This is a genomic window from Afipia broomeae ATCC 49717 (assembly GCF_000314675.2).
GTDB lineage: Bacteria > Pseudomonadota > Alphaproteobacteria > Rhizobiales > Xanthobacteraceae > Afipia > Afipia broomeae.
Genome location: NZ_KB375282.1, coordinates 170849 through 193320 on the forward strand (window position 1 = coordinate 170849; position 22472 = coordinate 193320).

Below are 22472 nucleotides of genomic sequence, written 5' to 3' on the forward strand. Positions count from 1 at the left end.
GAACCGGATGCGCTCGGGCGCAAAACCGGTCCCCACTTTTGCTAGCGCATCCGGCTAGATCAGATGTGGTAGGTCTTCAGCGGCGGGATGCCGTTGAAAGCCACCGACGAGTACGTCGACGTATACGCACCCGTGCCTTCGATCAGCAGCTTGTCGCCGATCTCGAGCGTGACGGGCAGCGGGTACGGCACCTTCTCGTACAGCACGTCTGCGGAGTCGCAGGTCGGGCCGGCGAGAATGCACGGAGCCATATCCGCGCCGTCATGCGGCGTGCGGATCGCGTAACGGATCGACTCGTCCATCGTCTCGGCGAGGCCGCCGAACTTGCCGATGTCGAGGTAGACCCAGCGGTTCTCGTCGTCGTCGCTCTTCTTCGAAATCAGAACGACTTCGGTCTCGATGATGCCCGCATTGCCGACCATGCCGCGGCCCGGCTCGATGATGGTCTCCGGGATCTGGTTGCCGAAGTGCTTGCGAAGCGCACGGAAGATCGACCGGCCGTACTGCACCACCGGAGGAACGTCCTTGAGGTACTTCGTCGGGAATCCGCCGCCCATGTTGACCATGGACAGGTTGATTCCACGCTCGGCACAGTCACGGAACACCGTCGAGGCCATCGCCAGCGCACGGTCCCACGCCTTCACCTTGCGCTGCTGCGAGCCGACATGGAACGAGATGCCATATGGCTCCAGGCCCAGACGCTTGGCGAGTTCGAGCACGTCGACAGCCATTTCCGGATCGCAACCGAACTTGCGCGACAGCGGCCACTCGGCGCCTGCGCAATCGTAAAGAATGCGGCAGAACACCTTCGCGCCGGGTGCAGCACGGGCGATCTTCTCGACTTCGGCGGAGCAATCGACCGCGAACATGCGGATGCCGAGCGCGTAGGCGCGCGCGATATCACGCTCCTTCTTGATCGTGTTGCCGAACGAGACGCGGTCAGGCGTCGCACCGGCGGCCAGCGCCATTTCGATTTCGGCGACGGTCGCGGTGTCGAAGCACGAGCCCATCGAGGCCAGCAGCGACAGCACCTCAGGCGACGGGTTCGCCTTCACCGCGTAGAACACGCGGGAGTCCGGCAGCGCCTTCGCGAAGGTCTGATAGTTGTCGCGCACGACCTCGAGGTCGACGACGAGACATGGCTCGGTGTCGAGGCCCTCGCTGCGGCGGTTGCGCAGGAATTCCTGGATACGATCGGTCATAGCACCCTCCCAAACGGCCCTGCGACGGGACGTCCAAAAATGATGTCGGTATGAGCGATAAGCCTTTGTCGCGAGATGGAAGCGCGACAGAGCCTAAAACTCAGACCAAACTGTGCTGCCGTGGATTGGTTGGGAAAGCTCCCGCCCGCACACCTGGCAATGAAGGACAAGCCTTTTCAGTAGCCCGCGCCGGCGGTGGAATGCCGGTAGAGACCAAAAAAGCCCGATCCGTCGTTGCTTTAAGTCGCGTCCCCCGTTGAGAGCGGGGTGCGCCGGTTCGCCTCCGGCTGCCAGTCACGGTTGCAAGGAGCAAAGTCACCTTCAACGGCATCTCTGGAGAGAGATGCTGGCCTCTTAGTCTGAGCTAAGCGACCCTCGGCTTCTTCGTCCCTTGGCGGCTGTCCGGCCTCTTGTCCGGATACCTACCGACTGACACACGACCACAGGCACGTGCGAAATTGGGCAAGGGTGAAATATGAGTTTTGACTCGGGGGTGCAAGTTTTTTTTTGCCCGCGAGACAACTTTCCACGCATCGTGATCGAAATGCCGCGCGCGGGTTAACGAACTGAGAGAAAGATGAATGCGCGTTAATTTTTCGGCGTGCAAGAAGCGCCTGCGGCGCAGCCGGAATCTCAGATCTTGCGGGTGAAGGGCTCGACGCGCTGAGCGCCGCGCACGAAGGCGATCATGATCGCGACGCCGATCAGGAAGAGCACGATCTGGACGATGTGCGCGGCGGTGTCGCTGAGGCCGAACAGGATCGCGAGCGCCCAGCCGCCGGCGAAGGCCGCACCGAACACCTCGGCGCCGATCAGGATGGCGGCGCTGATGACGGTGATGACGCTGGGCCACGCGATTTCGCGGGCGTTGGCTTCGAGCTTCTTGGCGTTCATGACTTTGTGATCCCGTTTCGGGCCGCAATCTCTGCGAAATCGGCGCGTCAATCAAGCGGCAAGGGCGCAAAAAAGCCCCACCGGATGCTATAGAGAATGCCTTGGAAATCGCTGGAAATAAGGCCTCACCATGTCAGAAGCGTCCTCAACGGCTGTCGACTCCCATACCAACCCGCTGCTGGCGGCCTGGCAGACACCGTTCCAGACGCCGCCCTTCGCCGACATCCGTCCCGAGCACTTCCTGCCGGCCTTCGACAAGGCTTTTGCCGATCACTCCGCCGAGATCGAGGCGATCAAGGCGAACCCGGCCGAGCCGACGTTCGAAAATACCGTCACCGCGCTAGAGCGCGCCGGCAAGCTGCTCTCCAAGGTGTCGGCGGTGTTCTATGACCTCGTGGGGGCCCACTCCAATCCCGAGCTTCTTAAGATCGAGTCCGAAGTGGCGCTGAAGCAGGCGCGGCACTGGAATCCGATCTCCATGGATGCCGCGCTGTTTGGCCGCGTCTCGAAGCTGCGCGACAAGGCGGCGTCGCTCAATCTGACGGGTGAGCAGGCGCGGCTGCTGGAGCGGACCTGGACCAGCTTCCATCGCTCCGGCGCGGGCCTCAGCGAGGCCGCCAAGGCCCGGACCGCGGAGATCAACGAGCGGCTGGCGCATCTGGCGACATCTTTCAGCCACCATCTGCTCGGCGACGAGCAGGAGTGGACCATGGAGCTGGGCGCGGACGATCTGGCAGGCCTGCCGGACAGCTTTGTCGCCGCCACGAAGGCTGCGGCGGACGAGCGCGGCATGCCCGGCAAGATGGTGGTGACGCTGTCGCGCTCCTTCGTTGAGCCGTTCCTGAAGGATTCCGCCCGCCGCGATCTGCGCGAAAAGGTCTACAAGGCCTTCATCGCGCGCGGCGATAACGGCAATGCCAACGACAACAATGCCGTCATCTTGGAAGTGCTCAAGCTGCGCGAGGAGCGGGCGAAAATCCTCGGCTATCCGAGCTTCGCCGCCTACCGGCTGGAGGATTCCATGGCCAAGACGCCGGAGGCCGTGCGTGGCCTCTTGGAGCGGGTCTGGAAGCCGGCCCGTGCCCGCGCCATGGCCGATCGCGACGCCTTGCAGGCGCTGATCGCCGAGGAGGGCGGCAACTTCAAACTCGCCGCCTGGGACTGGCGCTACTACGCCGAGAAGCTGCGCCAGCGCCGCGCCAATTTCGACGACGCCGCGATCAAGCCATATCTGACGCTCGACAACATGATCGACGCCGCCTTCGACGTCGCGACCCGGCTGTTCGGGGTGACCTTCGTTAAGCGCAAGGACATCCCGGTCTGGCATCCGGACGTGCGGGTGTGGGAGGTCAAGGACGCCATGGGCAACCACAAGGCGCTGTTCTATGGCGACTACTTCGCGCGGCCCTCCAAGCGTTCCGGCGCGTGGATGACGTCGCTGCGCGACCAGCAGAAGCTCGACGGCGATATCGCGCCGCTGGTCATCAATGTCTGCAACTTCTCCAAGGGCACCGACGGCCAGCCGTCGCTGCTGTCGCCCGACGATGCCCGCACCTTGTTCCATGAATTCGGCCACGGGCTGCATGGCATGCTGTCGAACGTGATGTACCCGTCGCTGTCCGGGACCAGCGTGTTCACCGACTTTGTCGAACTGCCGTCGCAGCTTTACGAACACTGGCAGGAACGGCCCGAGGTGCTGCAGAAGTTCGCGCGGCACTATCAGACCGGCGAACCGTTGCCGGAGGATTTGCTCAAGCGCTTCATCGCCGCGCGCAAGTTCAATCAGGGCTTTGCCACGGTGGAGTTCGTGTCGTCGGCCCTGATGGATCTCGAATTCCACACCCAGCCGGCGGCGTCGATCACCGACGTACGTGCGTTCGAGAAGCAGGAACTTGAGAAAATCGGCATGCCTGCCGAAATCGCGTTGCGCCACCGGCCGCAGCAGTTCGGTCATATCTTCTCCGGCGATCACTATGCGTCGGGCTACTACAGCTACATGTGGTCCGAGGTGATGGATGCGGACGCGTTCGGCGCGTTCGAGGAAGCGCATGACATCTTCGATCCGGCGGTCGCGAAGCGCTTACATGACGACATTTATTCGTCGGGCGGATCACGCGATCCGGAAGATGCCTACATTGCCTTCCGCGGACGCAAACCTGAACCCGACGCGCTGCTGCGCCGCCGGGGTCTGCTCAACGAACCTGAAGCCGCATAGGACCGGATAACGATGCGTCGTCTTATTCAGTGTTTCTTCGCTATGGCTATGCTGGCAGTCACCGCCGGTGCGGCGCAGGCGCATCCGCATGTCTGGATCGTGGCCAAGAGCGAAGTGATCTACGCGCCGGACGGATCGATCACCGGCATACGTCACGCATGGACCTTCGACGACATGTTCTCGACCTATGCCTTGCAGGGCATCGAGAGCAAGACCAAGGGCGTTTACACCCGCGACGAGCTGAAACCGCTGGCGCAGACCAATGTCGAGTCGCTGAAGGAATATGCCTTCTTCACCTTCGCCAAGGCAGGCGGCGCGGGCAGCCAGAAGAAGGAAAAATTCAACGATCCGATCGACTACTATCTCGAATACAAGGACTCGGCGCTGACGCTGCACTTCACGCTGCCGTTCAAGGCGCCGGTCAAGACTTCCGCGCTCGCGCTGGAGGTGTTCGATCCGTCCTACTTCATCGATTTTCAGTTGAACGAAAAGGACCCGGTAACGCTGGTCGGCGCCCCGGCGACCTGCAAGCTGACGGTCCAGCGTCCGACCGACGGCAGCGCGCAGGCGCAGAAGCTCAACGAGGACACCTTCCTCAACGGCGATAATTCGAACTATGGCGCGATGTTCGCGAACAAGATCGCGGTGGATTGCCCCTGATGGATATCTCTCGTCTCATGCTGAAGCGGATCGCGATGGCCGGTGTTGTGACGCTGGCTCTCGCGGGTCTGGTTGATGTCCTGCTGCATGCGGCGTGGGCGCAGAACCCGTTCGGCGCTCCGAAGGGAGCCGTTGCCGAGCCGCAGGTCGGCGGCATCATCGGATGGCTGCTCGCCAAGCAATCCGAATTCTATCTCCAGATGTCGAAGACCATTCGTGCCGCCAAGACCGATGGCAGCGCGGTGTGGGCGCTGCTCGGCATTTCCTTCGCCTATGGCGTTTTTCATGCGGCCGGCCCGGGACACGGCAAGGCGGTGATTTCGTCCTACCTCGTCGCCAACGAGGAGACGGCCAGGCGTGGCATCGTGCTGTCCTTCGCCTCCGCCCTGATGCAGGCGCTGATGGCGATTGCCATCGTCGGCATCGGCGCAGCCGTCTTGAATGTGACAGCGGGTCAGATGTGCGGCGCTGAGCGTGTCATTGAAATCGCCAGCTACGGTCTGATCGCGGCGTTCGGTGCGCGGCTGGTCTGGAGCAAAGGCGGCGGATTTTTCCGCGCGCTGCGGTCATGGCGCGGTGCGCCGTCGCCGCTCGTTCCTGCGATGGCGCATGCGCACGGTCACGATCATGCCCATCACGATCATGGGCATTCCCACGATACGCATGAGCGAGTTGCCCACGGTCACGCGCATGCCCACCACCATGATCACAATCATCCGGATCATGTTCACGATGAGCACTGCGGTCATTCCCATGGCCCGGAGCCGAGCGCGCTGGCCGGCCCCGGCGGCTGGTCGCGCGGATTGAGCGCGGTTCTGACGGTTGGCATCCGGCCGTGCTCCGGCGCAATTCTGGTGCTGGTGTTCGCTCTGGCGCAGGGCCTGTTCTGGGCCGGCGTGGCGGCAACGCTGCTGATGGGGCTCGGCACCGCGATCACCGTCTCGGCCATCGCGATCATCGCGGTATCGGCCAAGGGGCTCGCCGGCCGGATGGCTGCCGGCCGCGATGGCGGCGGGGCGATCCTGCTGCGCGGGATCGAGTTTGGCGCCGCGGCCTTGGTGCTGCTGTTCGGCGTCGGCCTGCTGCTGGGATACATTGCCGCGGAACGCGTCACCTGTTTCTGATCCCGGTCGCCTTGACAACATTTCTGCAACGCGCGATGCCAGACCAATCATGACAGCCGTCATTCCCCTCGATGCACATCGGCCCGCCGCGCAACCGGCGCGGTCGCGCGTCGGCGTGCTGCTGGTCAATCTCGGGACGCCTGACACAGCCGACGCGAAGGGTGTCCGCGTTTATCTGCGCGAGTTCCTGTCCGATCCGCGCGTGATCGAGAACAACGGATTGATCTGGCAAATCATTCTCAACGGCATCGTGTTGCAGATTCGTCCGGCCAAGAAGGCCAAGGATTATCTGAAGATCTGGAACACCGAGAAGAACGAGTCGCCGCTCAAGACGATTACGCGCGGACAAGCCGAGAAGCTGGCTGCGTCGATTGCGGATCAGAAGCATGTCGTTGTCGACTGGGGCATGCGCTACGGCAATCCGTCGATCAAGTCGCGGATCGATGCGCTGATGGCGCAGGGCTGTGACCGGATTCTGGTGATGCCGCTCTATCCGCAATATTCAGCGTCGACCTCGGCGACGGTGGTGGACAAGGTTGCCGCCGCGCTCAAGGACATGCGTGCACAGCCGACGGTGCGGTTCACGCCGCCGTATTATGACGACCCGGGTTACATCGATGCCCTTGCGGTCTCGATCGAGCGTCATCTGGCGACGTTATCTTACAAGCCTGAGACCATCGTGGCGTCGTTCCACGGCATGCCGCAGTCGTATATCGACAAGGGCGACCCCTATCAGGCGCAGTGCGTTGCGACGGTGAATGCGCTGCGCACGCGCATGGGTCTCGACGAGAAGAGTTTGATGCTCACCTTCCAGTCGCGGTTCGGGTATGAGAAATGGCTGCAGCCCTATACCGCCCAGACTGTCGAACAGCTTGCGAAGGACGGTGTGCGGCGGATTGCCGTTGTAACGCCGGGCTTCGCGGCCGACTGCATTGAAACGCTTGAAGAGATCGTGATGGAAAATGCCGAGATCTTCCACAAGGCGGGTGGTCAGGAATTCTCGGCCATTCCGTGTCTCAACGACAGCGACGAGGGCATGGATGTGATCCGCCAGGTCGTGCTGCGCGAGCTGCAAGGCTGGATTTAAAGGGCTGGACCTGAGCGGCCGCGATTTAATCGCCCGGCCCGCCCGTTTCAAGGCGCGACTTTTCCTCTCTTTCGAACCGCATCCCCGCTTAAATCGACCAAGCGACGGAGCGGTTGTCGCGTGCCCGTGCTAGGCTGCCCGCATCTCAGGTCTTGCGCTTCGTGGGTTATTTGCAGGGAGTTTTAAATGTCCGGTTTCGATATTTTTGCGATCGCGTTCGTTCTGCTGGTGATCTTCACGCTGTTTGCCGGCGTGAAAACGGTGTCGCAGGGCTACGACTGGACCATCGAACGGTTCGGTAAATACACCCGCACATTGGGTCCGGGCCTCAACATCATCATTCCCTACTTCGACCGCGTCGGGCGTAAGGTGAACATGATGGAGCAGGTGATCGAGATCCCGCAGCAGGAGGTCATCACCAAGGACAATGCCACCGTCACGGTGGATGGCGTCACCTTCTACCAGGTGTTTGATGCCGCCAAGGCAAGCTACGAAGTCTCCAATCTCAATCAGGCCATCGTGACGCTGACCATGACCAATATCCGCTCAGTGATGGGCTCGATGGATCTCGATCAGGTGCTGTCGCACCGCGATGAAATCAACGAGCGGCTGCTGCGCGTGGTCGATGCCGCCGTTTCGCCGTGGGGCGTCAAGGTCAACCGCATCGAGATCAAGGACATTGTTCCGCCGCACGATCTGGTCGAGGCGATGGGCCGGCAAATGAAGGCCGAGCGCGTCAAGCGCGCTGACATTCTTCAGGCCGAGGGCCAGCGGCAGTCTGAAATCCTGCGCGCAGAAGGCGCCAAGCAGTCGCAGATTCTTCAGGCCGAAGGCCGCCGAGAGGCTGCATTCCGTGATGCCGAGGCTCGCGAACGCGCGGCGGAAGCCGAAGCGAAAGCGACGGAGATGGTCAGCAATGCCATCGCCAGCGGCGATGTCGCTTCGCTCAACTATTTCATCGCGGACAAGTACATCAAAGCATTTGGCCAGCTTGCGGAGTCGCCGAACCAAAAGATCATCATGCTGCCGATCGAAGCGACCGGCATGCTCGGGTCGCTTGCGGGCATCGGAGAGATCGCAAAGGCGACCTTTGGCGAGAGCGCGACGTCCGCTGCCGCAGGAGTTCGCCGTCCGCCCACCGTGCCGAACACCAATCCGAAAGCGTGATCGATATGGTGGAACTCCTGTCGAAACTCGGGACGTGGAACTGGCTCATCATCGGCCTGGTGCTGATGTCGATCGAGACGTTTGCGCCCGGCGTGTTCATGCTGTGGCTCGGCCTTGCGGCGCTGATCGTCGGGCTGCTGTCATTTGGCATCGCGTGGTCGTGGCAGGCGCAGGTCATTGCGTTTGCCGCGCTGTCGATCGCGATGGTGCCGCTGTGGCGATACTACTCGGTACGAAATGCCCGGCCGACCGACAAGCCGTTTCTCAACAGGCGCGCGGAAGGCCTGATCGGCCGCGTCTTCACGCTCGAGAAGCCAATCGTGGACGGCGTCGGCACGGTGAGGATCGACGATACGGTCTGGCGCGTTTCGGGCCCGGATGCACCTTCCGGCAGCCGTGTGAAGATCGTCAGCGCCGATGGGGCGAGTCTGAAAGTCGATGCAGCCTAGGTTCAATTGCCGTCATTGCGAGGAATATGGCGGCGAAGCAATCCAGTTTTATCCATAAGATGGATTGCTTCGCTTCGCTCGCAATGATGGCAAGGGATGTTACGCTACGCCTGCGCGCAGAATATCGTGCAGATGCACGATCCCGACAGGCGTCCTGCCCTCGGTCACGATCAACGCGGTGATCTTTGATGCGTTGAGAATTTCCAGCGCCTCGCTGGCAAGCAGATCCGGGCTGATGGTCTTTGGATTTTTCGTCATCACCTCGTCGACGCTTGCCGTCATCAGGTCGGGCCGCATGTGACGCCGTAAATCGCCATCGGTCACGATGCCGGCGATCTCGCCGCGCGCATCGACGATGCCGACACAGCCGAAGCCCTTGGACGTCATCTCCACCAGCGCGTCGGACATCTTGGTGCCGAGCGGCTTCACCGGCACCGCCTCGGCCTTGTGCATTAGGTCGCGCACAAATTTCAGCATGGCGCCGAGCTTGCCGGACGGATGCAGGGCGCTGAAATCGAGCGCGGTGAAACCTCGGCTTTCCAGCAGCGCCACGGCAAGCGCGTCGCCGAGCGCAAGCTGCATTAGCGACGACGTGGTCGGGGCGAGATTGTGCGGGCAGGCCTCGCGCGCCTTCGGCAAGGTCAGCACGATGTCGGCGGCGGCGCCCAGCGTGGAGTCCGCCTCCGACGTGACCGCAATCAATCCGATCCGGAAGCGGCGCGAATAGTTGATCAGGTTCTTCAGTTCGGCGGTTTCGCCGGACCACGACAGCGCCATGATGACGTCGTCGGGCGTGATCATGCCGAGATCACCGTGGCTGGCTTCCGCCGCGTGGACGAAGAATGAGGGCGTGCCGGTGGAGGCGAAGGTCGCCGCCATCTTCTTGCCGATGTGGCCGGATTTGCCGAGGCCCGTCACGATCAGGCGGCCCTTGGCGTCGCGGACGCGCGCGATAGCGGCATCGAAAGCCGCCCCGAGATCCGACTGCAGGGCGTTCACGAGTGCGGTGATGCCGCTCGCCTCGGCATCCAGGGTGCGCAGCGCGGACTCGATGGCGGCAGATGCCGCGCGAGTCGCGGAAGGGGTCGCCGTCCGCGGTTTTGAAGTGGCCATGCGTGATTCCGGTTGAAGAGGGACGGCAGCGCGACGCGCGCGCCAATCCGGGACATTTCCTAGCACATTCAAGCGCCTGAGGCGACGCGCCAAGGCCGCCCGCAACGCTCCGTTAACCATAATTGTTTTAACTCTGTTAACGGCGTTCAGCAACGCCGGACGGCAGCGTTTTTGGCCGCCAATTGCTTGAAGTTGTTTCGTTTTCCGGCGCGGTCCCAAGTGGCTTTCGGGGCTGGGAGAAGAGTGAAAAGTGCAGGGCTCACAGCAACCTGTCCGGTTGTGGGATCATCGCTGGCGCGCGTCCGGATGGCGCGTGCTGCCGGTGTGCTGCGTGCTGATCCTGTGGAACCCTGCAACGGCGCTCGCGCAGGCGCTGACCCCTGACATGATGAACCCGGCGCAGGGCGGTTTTGCGCCGCCGGACAAGTCGCTGCTTCGCAAGACGGCGGACAACGGGGCCGACGACGACACGTCGAAGCGCAGTGCCAGGGCGCCGTCGCGGATCGGAGCGATTCCGACCTACGGTGTCCCGCCTGCTTCAGGGGCGGCGGATGTCGGATTCGACTCGCTCAACCGCACACGCAAGAAGCCGAAACTTTATCCCGGCGCACCGAAGCCGAAGATCGCCGGTCCCGGCAATCCGCCGCCCGCCGCACCGAAAGCAAAGATCGCTGCGCCGGTTTCGCAATCGGTCGCCGGCACGTTCCCAGGCCAGCCGCAACGCCGCCGCCTGAAGGTGGACGACGATCCGTTCGCCAATGTCGGCTTCCACACCGGCACGTTTCTCACCAAGGCCGCGGTCGAGCTTTGGGGCGGCTACAACACCAATCCGGGCCGGATAACCACGCCGAAGGGCTCGGCGTTCTACACGGTCGCGCCCGAATTGCTGATCGCGTCCGACTGGGAGCGCCATTCGCTGATCGCGGATCTGCGCGGCTCGTTCACCGGTTACGAGGCGACATTTCCGCCAACCGCCAGCGGGCCGTCGCCGGTGCCGACCAACATCGACGCGCCGACCTTCAACGGCAAGATCACGGGCCGCGTCGATGCGGCGCGCGACACCCGCATCAATACCGAACTGCGCATGCGGGTCTTCACCGACAATCCCGGCTCGCCGAACATCCAGGCGGGTTTGGCGCAATATCCGCTTGCAACGAATATCGGCGGCACCGCAGGTGTCGAACACGATTTCAACCGGTTGACGGTTTCCGTCGCCGGCCTCGCGGACCGAACGACCTATCAGCAGTCGAAGCTCACCGACGGCTCGACCTTCACCAACGACGACCGCAACTTCAACCAGTTCGGCGGACTTGGGCGCGTCAGCTACGATCTGATGCCGGGCCTCAAGCCGTTCGGCGAGTTCTCGGCCGACACGCGTCTTCACGACGTGAAGTCCGATCGTTCCGGCTATCAGCGCGATTCGACCGGTGGCTACGTGAAGGCCGGCAGCTCGTTCGAGTTTTCGCGGCTGCTGACCGGCGAGGCCGCAATCGGCTATTCGCGGCGCACCTATCAGGATACGCGCCTCACCGACATGAAAGGCCTGCTCACCAGCGCGTCGCTGATCTGGACTGCGACCGGGCTGACCACGGTGCGGTTCGATGCGACATCCTCGATCGACGAGACCACGCTGCCCGGCGTCTCCGGCGTGATCTCCCGCGATTACTCGCTCCAGGTCGATCATGCGTTCCGGCGCTGGCTGATCGGCACGGCGAAGGTCGGCACCGGGACGTCGGACTACGACGGCACCCGCTTCGACCGGCGCTACTTCGTGGAAGGCGATCTGGTCTACAAGCTGTCGCGCACGTTCCAGATCAAGGGACAGGTGCGGCACGACTGGTTGAACAGTTCGGCCATCGGCGCGAGCTCCGCCGCGACCGTGGTGATGCTCGGCATCCGCGTGCAGCGCTAGCGGCACTCGCCTGCGGATATGCTTCGTTGTCCGGTCGCTCCATTCCGACGCAATCCGGAAATATTTCGTTAACTCCGAACAATATGAAACCAATCATCTAAAGGCCGCCGCAACGAATTGAGCGCATTCAGACACGCTCAAGGGAAAGGGTGCGATGCGGTTGCGATTACCAATGGGTCAGCCGGGGCGAAGTTCGGCCAAGCTGCTGGTGTGGTGCTCGATTGCGACGATCGTCGGCTTCTCGGCGGTCTGCGGCAGCATGATGCTCGACATGCGCCGCAGCGAGCAGGCGCTGGCGCTGCGATCCATGGAAAACCTCGCCACGACGATCGATTCCGATATCAGCCGCAACATCGAACTCTACGATCTGTCGCTGCGCAATGTCGCGAACAACATGATCGAGCCGGAACTCGCCAGCGTCAGCAAGCGGTTGCTCAACCTTATTCTGTTCGACCATGCCGCGACCGCGAAGCACTTTGGCGCGATCCAGGTGTTCGACGCCGCGGGCAATCTCCTCCACGATTCCGCGACGGACGATCCAAAGCCGGAAAATCGCTCCGACGAAAACTATTTCTCGGTGCACCGGGATAACCCCAATGCCGGTCTGTTGATCAGCCGGCCAGGTCTGCATCGCGGTGCTTACGCGATCGTTCTCAGCCGCCGGATCACAGGCAGGGACGGCGCCTTTCTCGGCGTGGTTGTTGGCTCGTTGCGGTTCAGCTACTTCCACGACCTGTTCGAGCGCCTCAGCCTTGCAGCGGAGGATGTTATCAGCGTTGTCCGGCGGGATGGCGTGGTGATCATGAGGACGCCGTTCGATCTGGATGTGATCGGCAGGGACCTGAGCCAGAGTCCCGGTGTCAAACGTGTCCTCGAGGAGCAGAGCGGAACATTTGAAGGGGCCGGCGCGATCGATCCGATCCAGCGTCTCTATGTTTGGCGCGACAGCAGTCATCCGCTGGTCGTTATCGTCGGCAAATCCTGGACTGACATCTTCGCCATCTGGCGCAGCCAGGCGCTGCGGGTCGGCGTGATCATGCTGGCGCTGATCGCATTCGTCGCCGGAGCGACAATGATGCTGGCACGGGAAATCAAGCGGCGCGGGCGTGCCGAGGACAAGCTCGCAGAACTCGCCATCACCGATGCGCTGACCGGACTCAGAAACCGCCGCAGGTTCGATCAGGTCATCGAGCAGGAATGGCTGCGGGCGCGGCGCCGTCAGGAGCCGCTCGCGCTTCTGATGATCGACGCCGACCACTTCAAGACCTACAACGATATGTTCGGGCATCAAGCCGGCGACCAGGTATTGGTGCGGATCGCAACCAGCATCGCGGGCGCGGTCGAGCGTGCGAGAGATTGCGCCGCGCGTTACGGCGGCGAGGAATTCGCGGTGCTGCTGCCGGGGCTTTCGGCCGATATGGCGCTTGCGATCGGTGAAAACATCCGCACCAGTGTGGAAATGCTGTCCGCGGATAAATGGGCCACCACCGTCAGTGTCGGTGTGGCGAGTGTCGTGCCGAATGAAGCTATGCAGCCGGCGCACCTGATCGAAGCGGCCGACAAGGCCCTGTACGAAGCCAAGTCGCGCGGCCGTAATCAGTCGGTGGTGACGCCGAGAGTGCATCTGTCGCGCGTCGCGTAACGGATTCAATTTTCAAACAGCATGCGCGTGTGGGCTTGCTCCATTCGCGCCAACGAAAGGCGTGCGCATTCGCTCTCGCGCATCGCGCGAGGTGAGCTTTCGTTCTGCCCCTAGAAATTTGAGGGGCATGGAGCGCCGCGAGGCGCACCTTTGTATCGTCTCGCTTCCGGCATCGCGTGCGAGGCGATGTGAGGTCCGAAAGCGCATCGCCTTGCGGCGCTCCATTGCGGCGATTTTGGGCGAGGGGACCGTACTTCCGGGTGCGGACGGGGGAGGTTACTCGACCCCTGATCCGGACGGCTTTCGCCGCCTTCGTCCGCTCCGCGTCCAGCCGGCGAACGGCAGAGCCACATAGTTGGCCCGGACGGTGACCCCAGCCTCCCGGACGCGTGTGTGCGAGACACGCGCGCAGGCGCCGCATCCTGCTCCGCTTCAAAGCGCCCTCGAGAAGCGCCCCTCACGAACAGGACGTGACGAACTTAAGCGCGCTTCAGAACACGGGGACGCGTATCCCCATCACGAAATGTTTCGAGGTCGGATTTCCCCACTCGTCGCTCCGGGGCGCGCGGCTTCGCGCGAACCCGGAGTCCATATCGTGATTCAAAGCAGTCATGGATTCCGGGCCTGCGCCAACCGGCGCATCCCGGAATGACGGTGAGATACTCGCGCGAAGACGCGCGCCCCGGAATGACGGGTGTGCGGCAACGGGACGGCGGCCATCAAGCGGTGTGTAAACCGGACCGGCTCTTGACATCACGATCGCCAAAAGAACAAATAGGGAACACAAAATCAGACCGCGACTCGCCGGGCGCTGTGTCCGGTGTGGCGGAATCTCTGCCAGCATCGGAGAGCCATCATGTTCACACCGGCCACCCAGCAGGACATCGACCGTTACGACCGGGCCGTCGACAGTGCGATCGCGACCTGCGGCGGCGATCTGCGCGGCGCGCTCAAGGCGCTGATCATCGCCAATGAATATCTGGAGGAGGAGTTACGGCAGGTGCTGGATGCGGTCGAGGCGCATGCCGTGAGCGCGATGCCGCGTAGGGAAGTGGCTTAGTAAGGCTCCGGCAGACAACGAGGGAGCTATCCAAGATTATGATGTCATCCCCGCGAAAGCGGGGATCCATCATCACGGAGCTTTCCATTTTGCGAGAGATGCCTGAGCGATCATCCCGCCATCATCTCGGCATTTGATGGTTATGGGTCCCCGCTTTCGCGGGGACGACACTGTTGTTGCATCAAGACGCGTGCAGAATTGCGCGACTGGCGATCTTAAGGACAGACGCCTACTTCATCAGCTCTTTCGCCAGCGCCATGTACATCGGCAGCGAGACCGGATCGTTGGCGGCGTTGGCCGCCATCGGATGCGAGGCGTAGCGGGCGATCACCATCTCCGCGGTCGGATCGACATAGATGCTCTGGCCATAGATGCCGCGCGCCGTGTAGGCGTTGTGCTCGTTGTGGGTGATCCACCACATGTCGCGATAGGACCAGCCCTTCAGCAGCGTGTAACCGGCCTTGGCGAAGTCCTCCTTCTTGCCGCCCTGTGTGACGTCGGCGACGGCGGCTTCAGGAATGACCTGCTGTCCGTTGAACTTGCCCTTGTTGCGCATCATTTCGCCGAAACGCGCGAGGTCGCGCAGCGCGGTGTTGTAGCCGCCGCCGCCGGATTCGGTGCCGACGCTGTCGACCATGAAGTAGCCGTCCTGCTCGGCGCCGAGCTTCGACCAGATTTCCGACGACAGCAGCGCCGCCAGAGACTGGCCTGAGGCGCGCTTGACGATCCAGGCCAGCACTTCGGCGTTCGCCGTCTTGTAAGCGAAAGCCTGTCCATGCTCGCCTTCCTTGTTCAGCTTGACGAGGAAGTCGTAGAAACTGCGCGGCCCCTGATAACCGGGCGCGATCGGCATCATGCCGCCGGCGCGGGCGTAGTCGAACACCTCGGCGTTCGGATCGGAATAGTTCTCCGAGAATTTCACGCCGATGGTCATGTCCATCACCTGGCGCACGGTGGCGTCGCCATAGGCCGTGTCCTTCAGTTCGGGCACATACTTCGTGACAGGGGCCGCGGGATCGAGCTTGCCGTTGGCCGCGAGCACCGCCGCCAGCGTGCCGACGAACGACTTCGTCACCGAGAACGCGATGTGCGGCAGTTGCGGGCTGCCTTCCCCGAAATACTTTTCATAGACGATCTTGCCCTTGTGCAGCACGACGATGCCGTCGGTATAGGTCAACTGCATTGCGTCGTTGAAGGTGACGGCCTTGCCGTCCATCGTTGTGATGGCGACGGCGCCGAGATCCTTTTCGGCGCGCGGCAGCGGCACGACGGGTCCTTCGCCGCGCGACACTGTCGCGGTCGGCACCAGTTCGCGGAAGTGGCTGAACGACCAGCGCGTGTTTGGGAAACGTGACGACGAGCCATCGATAAAGCGGATGGTCTTGTCCGGCGGGGGCGGAAAGCCCTGCATCAGGCCGAGCGTTTTCGGATCGGTCTGCGCCGCCGTCGGAAGCGGCTGGGCGGTTTGCGCGTTCAGGGCCGTCGAAAACAGTGTGCCTGCTCCCGTGAGCGCGAGCAGGGCGGCGGCATATCGTGCGGCGTGCGTGCGGATGGTCATGGCATTTCCCCGGCAGTTATTCTTGTTGGCGGCGAAGCCTAACCGAGCACCTCATCGCAAACCACATATATTGGGGCGTTGCGTGCAACAAAAAAACCGCGAGACGAATGTCTCGCGGTTGGTCGTGATCGCTCAGGGCGAAAAACTTACGGGCAGGGATAGCGGTTGCCGTCGTTGTTGAGATAGGTGCCCGATGCGGGATCGTAGGAGCGATAGCGCTGCGCGCAATAGGCTGCATTCTGCTGGGCCTGCGCCTGCGACGACGCAATGGCGCCGCCGATGATCGCACCCGCGGCGAGGCCGATGCCGACGCCTGCGGCCGTGCTGCCGTAGCCGCGCCGATAGTAGCCGCCGCGATAGCCATAACGGGGACCGTAGCCGTAACGCGGGCCGTAGCCACGGCGAACGGGATAGTACTGAACGTTCTCAACGTTGCCTGAGGCCGCGCCTGACAGCATCGTGTTGTTCATCAGCGGTGCCGCGGCTGCGGGCTGCGCGACGGCGAGGGCTGCCGAACCGGCAAGAAGTGCGGCTGCGAGAAGTTTTGTTGTTCGCATGTATTTTCCTTCAATGCGCGTAAGGAGGTGAGGTGGATATTTGAAAATGCGACGTCGCGAGGCGCGACTGTCTCTGGGGTGGGAGATGGTAACCCTTTGTGGTCCAAAAGGTTCCGTATCATCGCACCTCGATGGCGAGGGTCGGACACAAGTCCGTGTGCCCTCTCTGCGAACGGGTCATTCTTCCGGTTCGCGAATGCGGCGGCGATCCTTCACGACACCGATCGTGACGCCCATGCGCTCGACCCTGGCGATGACTTTTCCTGCGAGAATGCGATCGCAGTTCATGTGCGTCGGCGCGATGTAGAAATCGGCAAGACGCCAATCGCTCATCTTGATCCATTGCAGGTTCGGCCGCGCATACTCCTCATAGGAGACGCGCTCGCCGCACACGGCGACGCGGTAGGTTTTGGTCTGCGCGGTCGCGGGCTCGGTGCGGTCGAGGAAATCGTGAAGCTCTTCGACGGCTTCCGGCATGCTGTTGACCCAGTAGTCGGTGACGAAGCGGCGCGACGCGCCTTCCAGCCCGCCGACGAGCTGGTTGTAATAGAGATACTCGTACGGGTGCAGATGATACAGCTTGCCCGCGGTCCACGTGAAACAGGTCGCAACGACCGCCAGCCACACGATCAGGACATTGCGATGCAGACGCGCGAGCGCGCCGATGGATGTGCTCAGGCCGATGCCTGCGAGGATGGCGATGGCGGGAAACACAAACAGGAAGTGCCGGCAGCCGTCGAATGCCGGTCCTTCCACCACGACCTGGCAGGCCACCGGGAAAAACGCCGTGAAAGCGACGATGCCGATCTCACGGCGCCGGCGGCCTGGAAAACCGCCGGCACGCACCGGCAAAGCCAGCAGTGCGAGCGAAAGGAGCATGCCGCCAAGCGTCAGCAGCGGCAGCCGGATGGCGATGTAGGTCGGCACGTAGGCGCGCGGCACATCGGCCATCTCGTAGACCTGGCCGAACAGGATGGTGCGGATGTGATAGTGAAATTCGCCGAACGACATCAGCCCGCGGACCGGATTGAGCGGTGAGAGCGCCGCCCACGGCCATGCAGCGATCATGATGAGATAGGCGATCACCAGCGCAGGCATGAACCAGAGCACCGAGCGCAATGCGAACCGTGTGCGCTCCTGCCAGTGACCGATCACAGGGCGCGGCAGATTGATCAGGATCGTAAGGCCGAGATATCCCACCATCAGCAGGCTGAGCGATCTGATGCCGAGCGCCGCGCCGGTCATGATGCCGAAGCCGATCACGTCGCGCATACGCGGCGTCGGCAGGTCGCGGCCGGCGCGGATCAGGAAGAACATCGCGCCGGCCATGAAGGAGGCGAGCGGGATGCCTTTGGTGTGGTTGTACATCGCGCCATACCATGAGCCGCACAGCGCAAGCGCAATGATGGCGAAGAAGGCGGCGCGCGGCCCGGCGATCAGCCGTGTGGCGGCGCCCGCGGCGGCGATCCCGCCGATGCCGATCAGCGCACACAGCAGATGGCGCAGTTCATACTGATCGACCGGGATGATGGCGCTTAAGCCAAGCCCCAGGAGATCGAACAATCCGCCGTAGAGATAAAGATTGTCGAGCTTGAACAGCGACTGGTCGGTGAAGCCGCTCTTGTAATAGGCGATGATCAGCTCGCCGTAGCGGTGCTGCACGCCTTCGTCGTTGGAGATCGCGTAATCCTGGAAGGTCCAGATCGCGACGACGACAAGGGCTGTCAGTGCCGTGCAGGAGGCGAGATCGAAGACATTGCGGCGGCTGATCCAGAGCGCATAACGCTTCAGCCGCTCGCCAAGGCCGGCGCCGGCGAGATTGCGGCCGGAAATATCCAGCCCGCCACTTACGGAATCGGTCATCCCCCTGCGTCCTCAGCCCCTTCGCCATGCCCCCATGACGATGCCGGCGTCTGTGGCCGGCTTGGGTTGACCATAGGTGCTAATGATAGGACCGCTCAAGAAAATTGCATTTTGCGATGCGAGATGGAGCATCGGAAAAAAGTATCAGACAACCACCGTTAACCGTTTTGCGGCGCGGGTGATGCCGGTGTAGAGCCAGCGCGCGCGGCTGTCCTGGAAGGCGAAGCTTTCGTCGAACAGCACGACGTCGTTCCACTGCGAGCCCTGGGATTTGTGCACGGTCAGCACATAGCCGTAGTCGAACTCGTCATAGGGCCGGCGCTGTTCCCACGGGATATCCTCGATCCCGCCGCTGAAGCAGTCCTGCCGCACCGAAACCTTCGTGACCTTCGCGCCGAATTCCTCGTCCGGCGACAGCCGCATGGTGAGAATCTTCGACTTCGACGGTGTGCGCGATTTCACGCGCCAAAGTCCGCCGTTGAACAGCGCCTTCTTGCGGTTGTTGCGCAGGCAGACCAGCTTGTCGTCGGCCACCGGCAACGGATCCTCGATGCCCTGCTTCTGCCGAACGCGCATGTTGTACGCGCGCCGCGTGTTGTTGCGGCCGACCAGAACCTGATCAGCGCCCATGACGCGGTCGGGATCAAGCGCGTCGCGGCGCACGACCTCGCTTTCGCCGAAGGTACCGAGATCGAGACTGCGGCCCTCGCGCACCGCCATCGACATCCGCACGATCGGATCGTCCTGCGCCTGACGGTGCACCTCGGTCAGCATCGCATCCGGCTCGGCATCGGTGAAAAAGCCGCCGCCCTGGATCGGCGGCAACTGCGCCGGATCGCCCAGCACCAGCAAGGGGCAATCGAACGACATCAGGTCGCGGCCGAGTTCCGCGTCGACCATCGAGCATTCGTCGATCACGATCAGCTTGGCCTTGGAGGCGGGCGCGTCGTCCCACAATTCAAAGCTCGGCTGCTCCTCGCCGGATTCGCGGGTGCGGTAGATCAGCGAATGAATGGTGGAGGCATTGTCGCAACCCTTGTTGCGCATCACCAGCGCGGCCTTGCCGGTGAAGGCTGCGTATTTCACGTTGCCGTTGACGCCCTCCGCAATATGCCGCGCCAGGGTAGTCTTGCCGGTGCCGGCATAGCCGAACAGCCGGAACACCGGCGGCGTGCCGTTCTTGCCCGGCTTGGCCTTGAGCCAGTCGGCGACGGCGCGAAGCGCCTGATCCTGATGCGGCGTGAAGGAGGTCATCGTGATGTGCTGGATACTTCAAATAAGACGAACCGCAAGCGGATAAGGCGCCGCTGGCGGGGCAGATGTGCATACCTGACTCGCGGCCCTTATGATGACAAATTATGCGGAGTTTCGTGACGAAACATCCGTCGCCATCGCCGCCGCTTCTCATATATGGTTCGGCCTGAAGATCCCAAATCGACCGGTGCGCCATGGAACGGCTTTTTCTTCAGATTGCCACCGCTTTCAGCGCGCTGGTGCTGCTTGGTCTTGGACTGTGCGGGGTGGCTCTCGGTGTTCAGTTTCTGCATGGCGTCGGCACCATCACGGTCGATAATTACTTCCGGCTTCTCTCGGGAATGATGGCCGGAATGGGTTTCGTGCTTCTGGCCTCGATCCCTCATGTCGAGCGGTATCGCGAGCGGTTCGGAATTCTGACCTTCATGATCATGCTCGGCGGTCTGGCGGAGCTTTATGCGGTGGTGCTGCACGGCGTTCCGAGCGTCGGCGCGATGTTCGGCCTGTTCATGTCATTGATTTACGCGCCGCTGCTGTGGCTGCTGCAACGGCATGTCGCCAGACGCGCCGCACCGGGTGCGCACTGACAGGCGCAGAACGAACGCACATGGCGAGAATCTTCAAGCGCGTGTTTATCGGACTTGTTGTCGCATTTGTTGCGGTGGTGTTCGGTCTGTTTGCCTACAATTTCTATCTCCGATCCACGGCGGGTGACGATCCCGCGCCGCCGGTGATCTATGAGCGCTCCAACCGGCCGTCCCGCGCCTGAAGCTCTGCGGCGCGATGCCGGTTGCGCCCCGACAGTCCATATCTGTAAGTTAACGCCACGCTGCGCCTAGCTGGCGATGGGGGTGTCCCCGAAACAACAATAAACGGGGAGACGCGCCATGAGTTCTGCTGAAAATTCGTTCGACTTCACGCCGCTGCTGGCCAGCGGATTGCCGCCTGCGGCTGCGAAATGGAACGGCTTCCCGAAGTACAATTTCGTCGGTGGCAACAATGACGCCGATCAGGTGCCGGTCGACCGGCTGCTGGCGGCATCGACCGCGGTGCTGAGGCGGGAAGGTGCGACACTCGCGACCTATGGGCTCAACAGCGGACCGCTCGGCTACCGGCCCTTGCGTGAATTCCTTGTCGGCAAGCTCAGGCGCGATGCGGGCATTACCTGCACCGCCGATGAAATCCTGATCACGTCGGGCTCGCTGCAAGGCCTCGATCTGGTCAATGCGCTTCTCACATCGCCGGGCGATACCGTGCTGATCGAGCAGGAGTGCTATCAGGGTTCGATCACGCGGCTGGTGCGGCGCGGGGTCAATATCGTCGGCATTCCGCTTGATGATGATGGCATGCGGATCGATGCCGTTGCCGCGGCGCTTGCGGATTTGAAGGCGAAAGGTATTCGGCCGAAATACATCTACACCATTCCGACGGTGCAGAATCCGACCGGCACCATCATGAGCGAGCAGCGGCGCGCCGAATTGCTGAAACTGTCCGAAGAGTACGGCGTGCCGGTCTTCGAAGACGATTGCTACGCCGATCTGATCTGGAACGGCAAGCGCCCGCCCGCGCTCTACGCCATGAGCAGGACCGGCGGCGTCATCCATATCGGCTCGTTCTCCAAGTCGGTCGCGCCGGCGTTGCGTGTCGGTTACATCGTGGCGCCTTGGGCGGTGCTGTCGCGCATTCTGCCGATCAAGACCGATGCGGGCTCCGGAGCGCTTGAGCAGATGGTGCTCGCGGAATTCTGCACCGCGCATTTCAGCGATCACGTGCCGAAGTTGGCGCGGGGGTTGCGCGTCAAGCTGGAAGCGATGATGGAGGCGCTGGCCGAGCAGTTCGGCACCGCCGCCGAATTCGACGATCCGCCGGGCGGAATCTTTCTCTGGGTCAAGCTGCCCGATAACGTCGATACGATGAAGCTCTATCAGGCGGCGCTGGCGTCGGGCATTGCGATCAATCCGGGTACGGAATGGTCGGTCAACGCGGGGCACAGCAAGAGCCGGTTGCGGCTGTGTTTCGCCAGTCCGTCGGTGCAGGAGATCCGCGACGGCGTTGCGGCTCTGGCCGAGGTGTGCCGCAGGGAATTCGGCGTGCCCAGCCGCAGCGCGAATGTGGAACGGACGAGTTAACTCTCATGATGCAAAAGATTCTGATCGGTCTGATTGCGATGATCGGATCGTTTCTCGCGCTGATCTTGCTGCAGCCGTCGGACTACCAGATTGCGCGGACGACGACGATCTCCGCACCTCCGCAGGATGTCTTCGCGCAGATCGACGATTTCCATCGCTGGCAGGCGTGGTCGCCTTGGGCGGAGCGCGATCCAAAGGCAAAGGTCTCGTTCGACGGTCCCGCCAGCGGCAAGGGTGCAGTGTTCGCCTGGTCGGGCAACAACGAGGTCGGCGAGGGACGCATGACGCTGGTGGAAAGCCAGCCCGGCGCGCTTGTGAAAATCAGAACCGATTTTGTGAAGCCGTTCGTCGGGTCCAGTTATTCCGACTTCACATTGAAGGGGGAAGGCGAGGGCACCTCTTTGACGTGGAGCATGTCCGGCCAGAACGATTTTATCGGCAAGGCGATCTGTCTCTTTGTCAGCATGGACAAGGTGCTGGGCGGCGAGATGGCGAAGGGACTCGCGGGCATCAAGCGGATCGCAGAAGCGACCGCGAAAAAGCCGGCGCAGAATTAATCTGCGCCGGCAAAATGGCTTTCCCTCCG

The 22472-nt window shown here is 62.4% G+C and carries 20 protein-coding genes; 13 read left to right on the top strand and 7 right to left on the bottom strand.

What is annotated here, in order from left to right; genetic code table 11:
* Window positions 1-59: 59 nt before the first annotated feature.
* Both HMPREF9695_RS00890 and HMPREF9695_RS00895 read right to left on the bottom strand, forming a co-directional pair.
* Window positions 60-1202, bottom strand: coding sequence for a type III PLP-dependent enzyme (locus HMPREF9695_RS00890; protein WP_006018867.1), 1143 nt, complete (start codon window positions 1200-1202; stop codon window positions 60-62).
* A 633-nt stretch (window positions 1203-1835) separates the two neighbouring features.
* Window positions 1836-2096, bottom strand: a complete 261-nt coding sequence (locus HMPREF9695_RS00895; RefSeq protein ID WP_006018868.1) for a hypothetical protein — start codon at window positions 2094-2096, stop codon at window positions 1836-1838.
* A gap of 130 nt (window positions 2097-2226) precedes the next feature.
* On the opposite strand from HMPREF9695_RS00895, the gene HMPREF9695_RS00900 reads away from it, so the two are divergent.
* From HMPREF9695_RS00900 to HMPREF9695_RS00925, 6 genes are all read left to right on the top strand, one after another.
* Window positions 2227-4311, top strand: a complete 2085-nt coding sequence (locus HMPREF9695_RS00900; protein ID WP_006018869.1) for a M3 family metallopeptidase — start codon at window positions 2227-2229, stop codon at window positions 4309-4311.
* A gap of 12 nt (window positions 4312-4323) precedes the next feature.
* Window positions 4324-4971: a DUF1007 family protein gene (locus HMPREF9695_RS00905; protein WP_006018870.1), complete on the top strand. Its 648-nt coding sequence runs from the start codon at window positions 4324-4326 to the stop codon at window positions 4969-4971.
* A complete protein-coding gene (locus tag HMPREF9695_RS00910) occupies window positions 4971-6095 on the top strand; it encodes a nickel/cobalt transporter (protein ID WP_006018871.1) in 1125 nt (374 codons plus the stop codon). Before HMPREF9695_RS00905 ends, HMPREF9695_RS00910 begins: the two co-directional genes overlap by 1 nt.
* A gap of 49 nt (window positions 6096-6144) precedes the next feature.
* Window positions 6145-7182, top strand: coding sequence for a ferrochelatase (gene hemH / locus HMPREF9695_RS00915; RefSeq protein WP_006018872.1), 1038 nt, complete (start codon window positions 6145-6147; stop codon window positions 7180-7182).
* 186 nt (window positions 7183-7368) lie between these two features.
* Window positions 7369-8349 (top strand): SPFH domain-containing protein, encoded by a 981-nt coding sequence (locus HMPREF9695_RS00920; RefSeq protein ID WP_006018873.1) that lies wholly within the window; start codon window positions 7369-7371, stop codon window positions 8347-8349.
* A gap of 5 nt (window positions 8350-8354) precedes the next feature.
* The gene (locus HMPREF9695_RS00925) at window positions 8355-8798 is read left to right on the top strand and encodes an NfeD family protein (protein WP_006018874.1); all 444 of its coding nucleotides are present in this window, start codon (window positions 8355-8357) and stop codon (window positions 8796-8798) included.
* 99 nt (window positions 8799-8897) lie between these two features.
* On the opposite strand, the gene HMPREF9695_RS00930 is transcribed toward HMPREF9695_RS00925, so the two are convergent.
* Window positions 8898-9911, bottom strand: a complete 1014-nt coding sequence (locus tag HMPREF9695_RS00930) for a KpsF/GutQ family sugar-phosphate isomerase (RefSeq protein WP_006018875.1) — start codon at window positions 9909-9911, stop codon at window positions 8898-8900.
* Between the two features lie 250 nt (window positions 9912-10161).
* Between HMPREF9695_RS00930 and HMPREF9695_RS00935 the strand changes: the two genes are divergently transcribed.
* From HMPREF9695_RS00935 to HMPREF9695_RS00945, 3 genes are all read left to right on the top strand, one after another.
* Window positions 10162-11823 carry an outer membrane beta-barrel protein gene (locus tag HMPREF9695_RS00935; RefSeq protein WP_208856375.1) on the top strand — a complete coding sequence of 554 codons (1662 nt, stop codon included), beginning with the start codon at window positions 10162-10164 and terminating at the stop codon, window positions 11821-11823.
* Between the two features lie 154 nt (window positions 11824-11977).
* A complete protein-coding gene (locus HMPREF9695_RS00940) occupies window positions 11978-13465 on the top strand; it encodes a sensor domain-containing diguanylate cyclase (RefSeq protein WP_006018877.1) in 1488 nt (495 codons plus the stop codon).
* 856 nt (window positions 13466-14321) lie between these two features.
* Window positions 14322-14525: a hypothetical protein gene (locus HMPREF9695_RS00945; protein WP_006018879.1), complete on the top strand. Its 204-nt coding sequence runs from the start codon at window positions 14322-14324 to the stop codon at window positions 14523-14525.
* 229 nt (window positions 14526-14754) lie between these two features.
* Here HMPREF9695_RS00945 and HMPREF9695_RS00950 read toward each other — a convergent pair whose 3' ends face one another.
* The 4 genes from HMPREF9695_RS00950 to HMPREF9695_RS00965 form a co-directional block, all read right to left on the bottom strand.
* On the bottom strand, window positions 14755-16083 hold the full coding sequence (locus HMPREF9695_RS00950) for a serine hydrolase domain-containing protein (protein WP_006018880.1): 1329 nt from the start codon (window positions 16081-16083) through the stop codon (window positions 14755-14757).
* 146 nt (window positions 16084-16229) lie between these two features.
* Window positions 16230-16640: a BA14K family protein gene (locus HMPREF9695_RS00955; protein WP_006018881.1), complete on the bottom strand. Its 411-nt coding sequence runs from the start codon at window positions 16638-16640 to the stop codon at window positions 16230-16232.
* Between the two features lie 177 nt (window positions 16641-16817).
* Complete coding sequence (locus HMPREF9695_RS00960; RefSeq protein WP_006018882.1) at window positions 16818-18503, bottom strand: hypothetical protein; 1686 nt, start codon at window positions 18501-18503, stop codon at window positions 16818-16820.
* A 144-nt stretch (window positions 18504-18647) separates the two neighbouring features.
* Window positions 18648-19757, bottom strand: coding sequence for an ATP-dependent DNA helicase (locus HMPREF9695_RS00965; protein ID WP_006018883.1), 1110 nt, complete (start codon window positions 19755-19757; stop codon window positions 18648-18650).
* 194 nt (window positions 19758-19951) lie between these two features.
* On the opposite strand from HMPREF9695_RS00965, the gene HMPREF9695_RS00970 reads away from it, so the two are divergent.
* From HMPREF9695_RS00970 to HMPREF9695_RS00980, 4 genes are all read left to right on the top strand, one after another.
* Entirely contained in the window at window positions 19952-20344 is a 393-nt protein-coding gene (locus tag HMPREF9695_RS00970; protein ID WP_006018884.1) for a DUF4345 domain-containing protein, read from the top strand.
* A gap of 20 nt (window positions 20345-20364) precedes the next feature.
* A complete protein-coding gene (locus HMPREF9695_RS26550; protein WP_006018885.1) occupies window positions 20365-20526 on the top strand; it encodes a hypothetical protein in 162 nt (53 codons plus the stop codon).
* Window positions 20527-20644: 118 nt separating this feature from the next.
* Window positions 20645-21886 (top strand): aminotransferase-like domain-containing protein, encoded by a 1242-nt coding sequence (locus HMPREF9695_RS00975; protein WP_006018886.1) that lies wholly within the window; start codon window positions 20645-20647, stop codon window positions 21884-21886.
* Between the two features lie 5 nt (window positions 21887-21891).
* Window positions 21892-22443, top strand: a complete 552-nt coding sequence (locus tag HMPREF9695_RS00980) for an SRPBCC family protein (RefSeq protein WP_006018887.1) — start codon at window positions 21892-21894, stop codon at window positions 22441-22443.
* Window positions 22444-22472 lie beyond the last annotated feature (29 nt).

Coding starts and splice junctions, on each gene's coding strand:
- HMPREF9695_RS00890 (WP_006018867.1), bottom strand. CDS start 1,202: ATGACCGATCGTATCCAGGAATTCCTGCGCAACCGCCGCAGCGAGGGC.
- HMPREF9695_RS00895 (WP_006018868.1), bottom strand. CDS start 2,096: ATGAACGCCAAGAAGCTCGAAGCCAACGCCCGCGAAATCGCGTGGCCC.
- HMPREF9695_RS00900 (WP_006018869.1), top strand. CDS start 2,227: ATGTCAGAAGCGTCCTCAACGGCTGTCGACTCCCATACCAACCCGCTG.
- HMPREF9695_RS00905 (WP_006018870.1), top strand. CDS start 4,324: ATGCGTCGTCTTATTCAGTGTTTCTTCGCTATGGCTATGCTGGCAGTC.
- HMPREF9695_RS00910 (WP_006018871.1), top strand. CDS start 4,971: ATGGATATCTCTCGTCTCATGCTGAAGCGGATCGCGATGGCCGGTGTT.
- hemH (WP_006018872.1), top strand. CDS start 6,145: ATGACAGCCGTCATTCCCCTCGATGCACATCGGCCCGCCGCGCAACCG.
- HMPREF9695_RS00920 (WP_006018873.1), top strand. CDS start 7,369: ATGTCCGGTTTCGATATTTTTGCGATCGCGTTCGTTCTGCTGGTGATC.
- HMPREF9695_RS00925 (WP_006018874.1), top strand. CDS start 8,355: ATGGTGGAACTCCTGTCGAAACTCGGGACGTGGAACTGGCTCATCATC.
- HMPREF9695_RS00930 (WP_006018875.1), bottom strand. CDS start 9,911: ATGGCCACTTCAAAACCGCGGACGGCGACCCCTTCCGCGACTCGCGCG.
- HMPREF9695_RS00940 (WP_006018877.1), top strand. CDS start 11,978: ATGCGGTTGCGATTACCAATGGGTCAGCCGGGGCGAAGTTCGGCCAAG.
- HMPREF9695_RS00945 (WP_006018879.1), top strand. CDS start 14,322: ATGTTCACACCGGCCACCCAGCAGGACATCGACCGTTACGACCGGGCC.
- HMPREF9695_RS00950 (WP_006018880.1), bottom strand. CDS start 16,083: ATGACCATCCGCACGCACGCCGCACGATATGCCGCCGCCCTGCTCGCG.
- HMPREF9695_RS00955 (WP_006018881.1), bottom strand. CDS start 16,640: ATGCGAACAACAAAACTTCTCGCAGCCGCACTTCTTGCCGGTTCGGCA.
- HMPREF9695_RS00960 (WP_006018882.1), bottom strand. CDS start 18,503: ATGACCGATTCCGTAAGTGGCGGGCTGGATATTTCCGGCCGCAATCTC.
- HMPREF9695_RS00965 (WP_006018883.1), bottom strand. CDS start 19,757: ATGACCTCCTTCACGCCGCATCAGGATCAGGCGCTTCGCGCCGTCGCC.
- HMPREF9695_RS00970 (WP_006018884.1), top strand. CDS start 19,952: ATGGAACGGCTTTTTCTTCAGATTGCCACCGCTTTCAGCGCGCTGGTG.
- HMPREF9695_RS26550 (WP_006018885.1), top strand. CDS start 20,365: ATGGCGAGAATCTTCAAGCGCGTGTTTATCGGACTTGTTGTCGCATTT.
- HMPREF9695_RS00975 (WP_006018886.1), top strand. CDS start 20,645: ATGAGTTCTGCTGAAAATTCGTTCGACTTCACGCCGCTGCTGGCCAGC.
- HMPREF9695_RS00980 (WP_006018887.1), top strand. CDS start 21,892: ATGATGCAAAAGATTCTGATCGGTCTGATTGCGATGATCGGATCGTTT.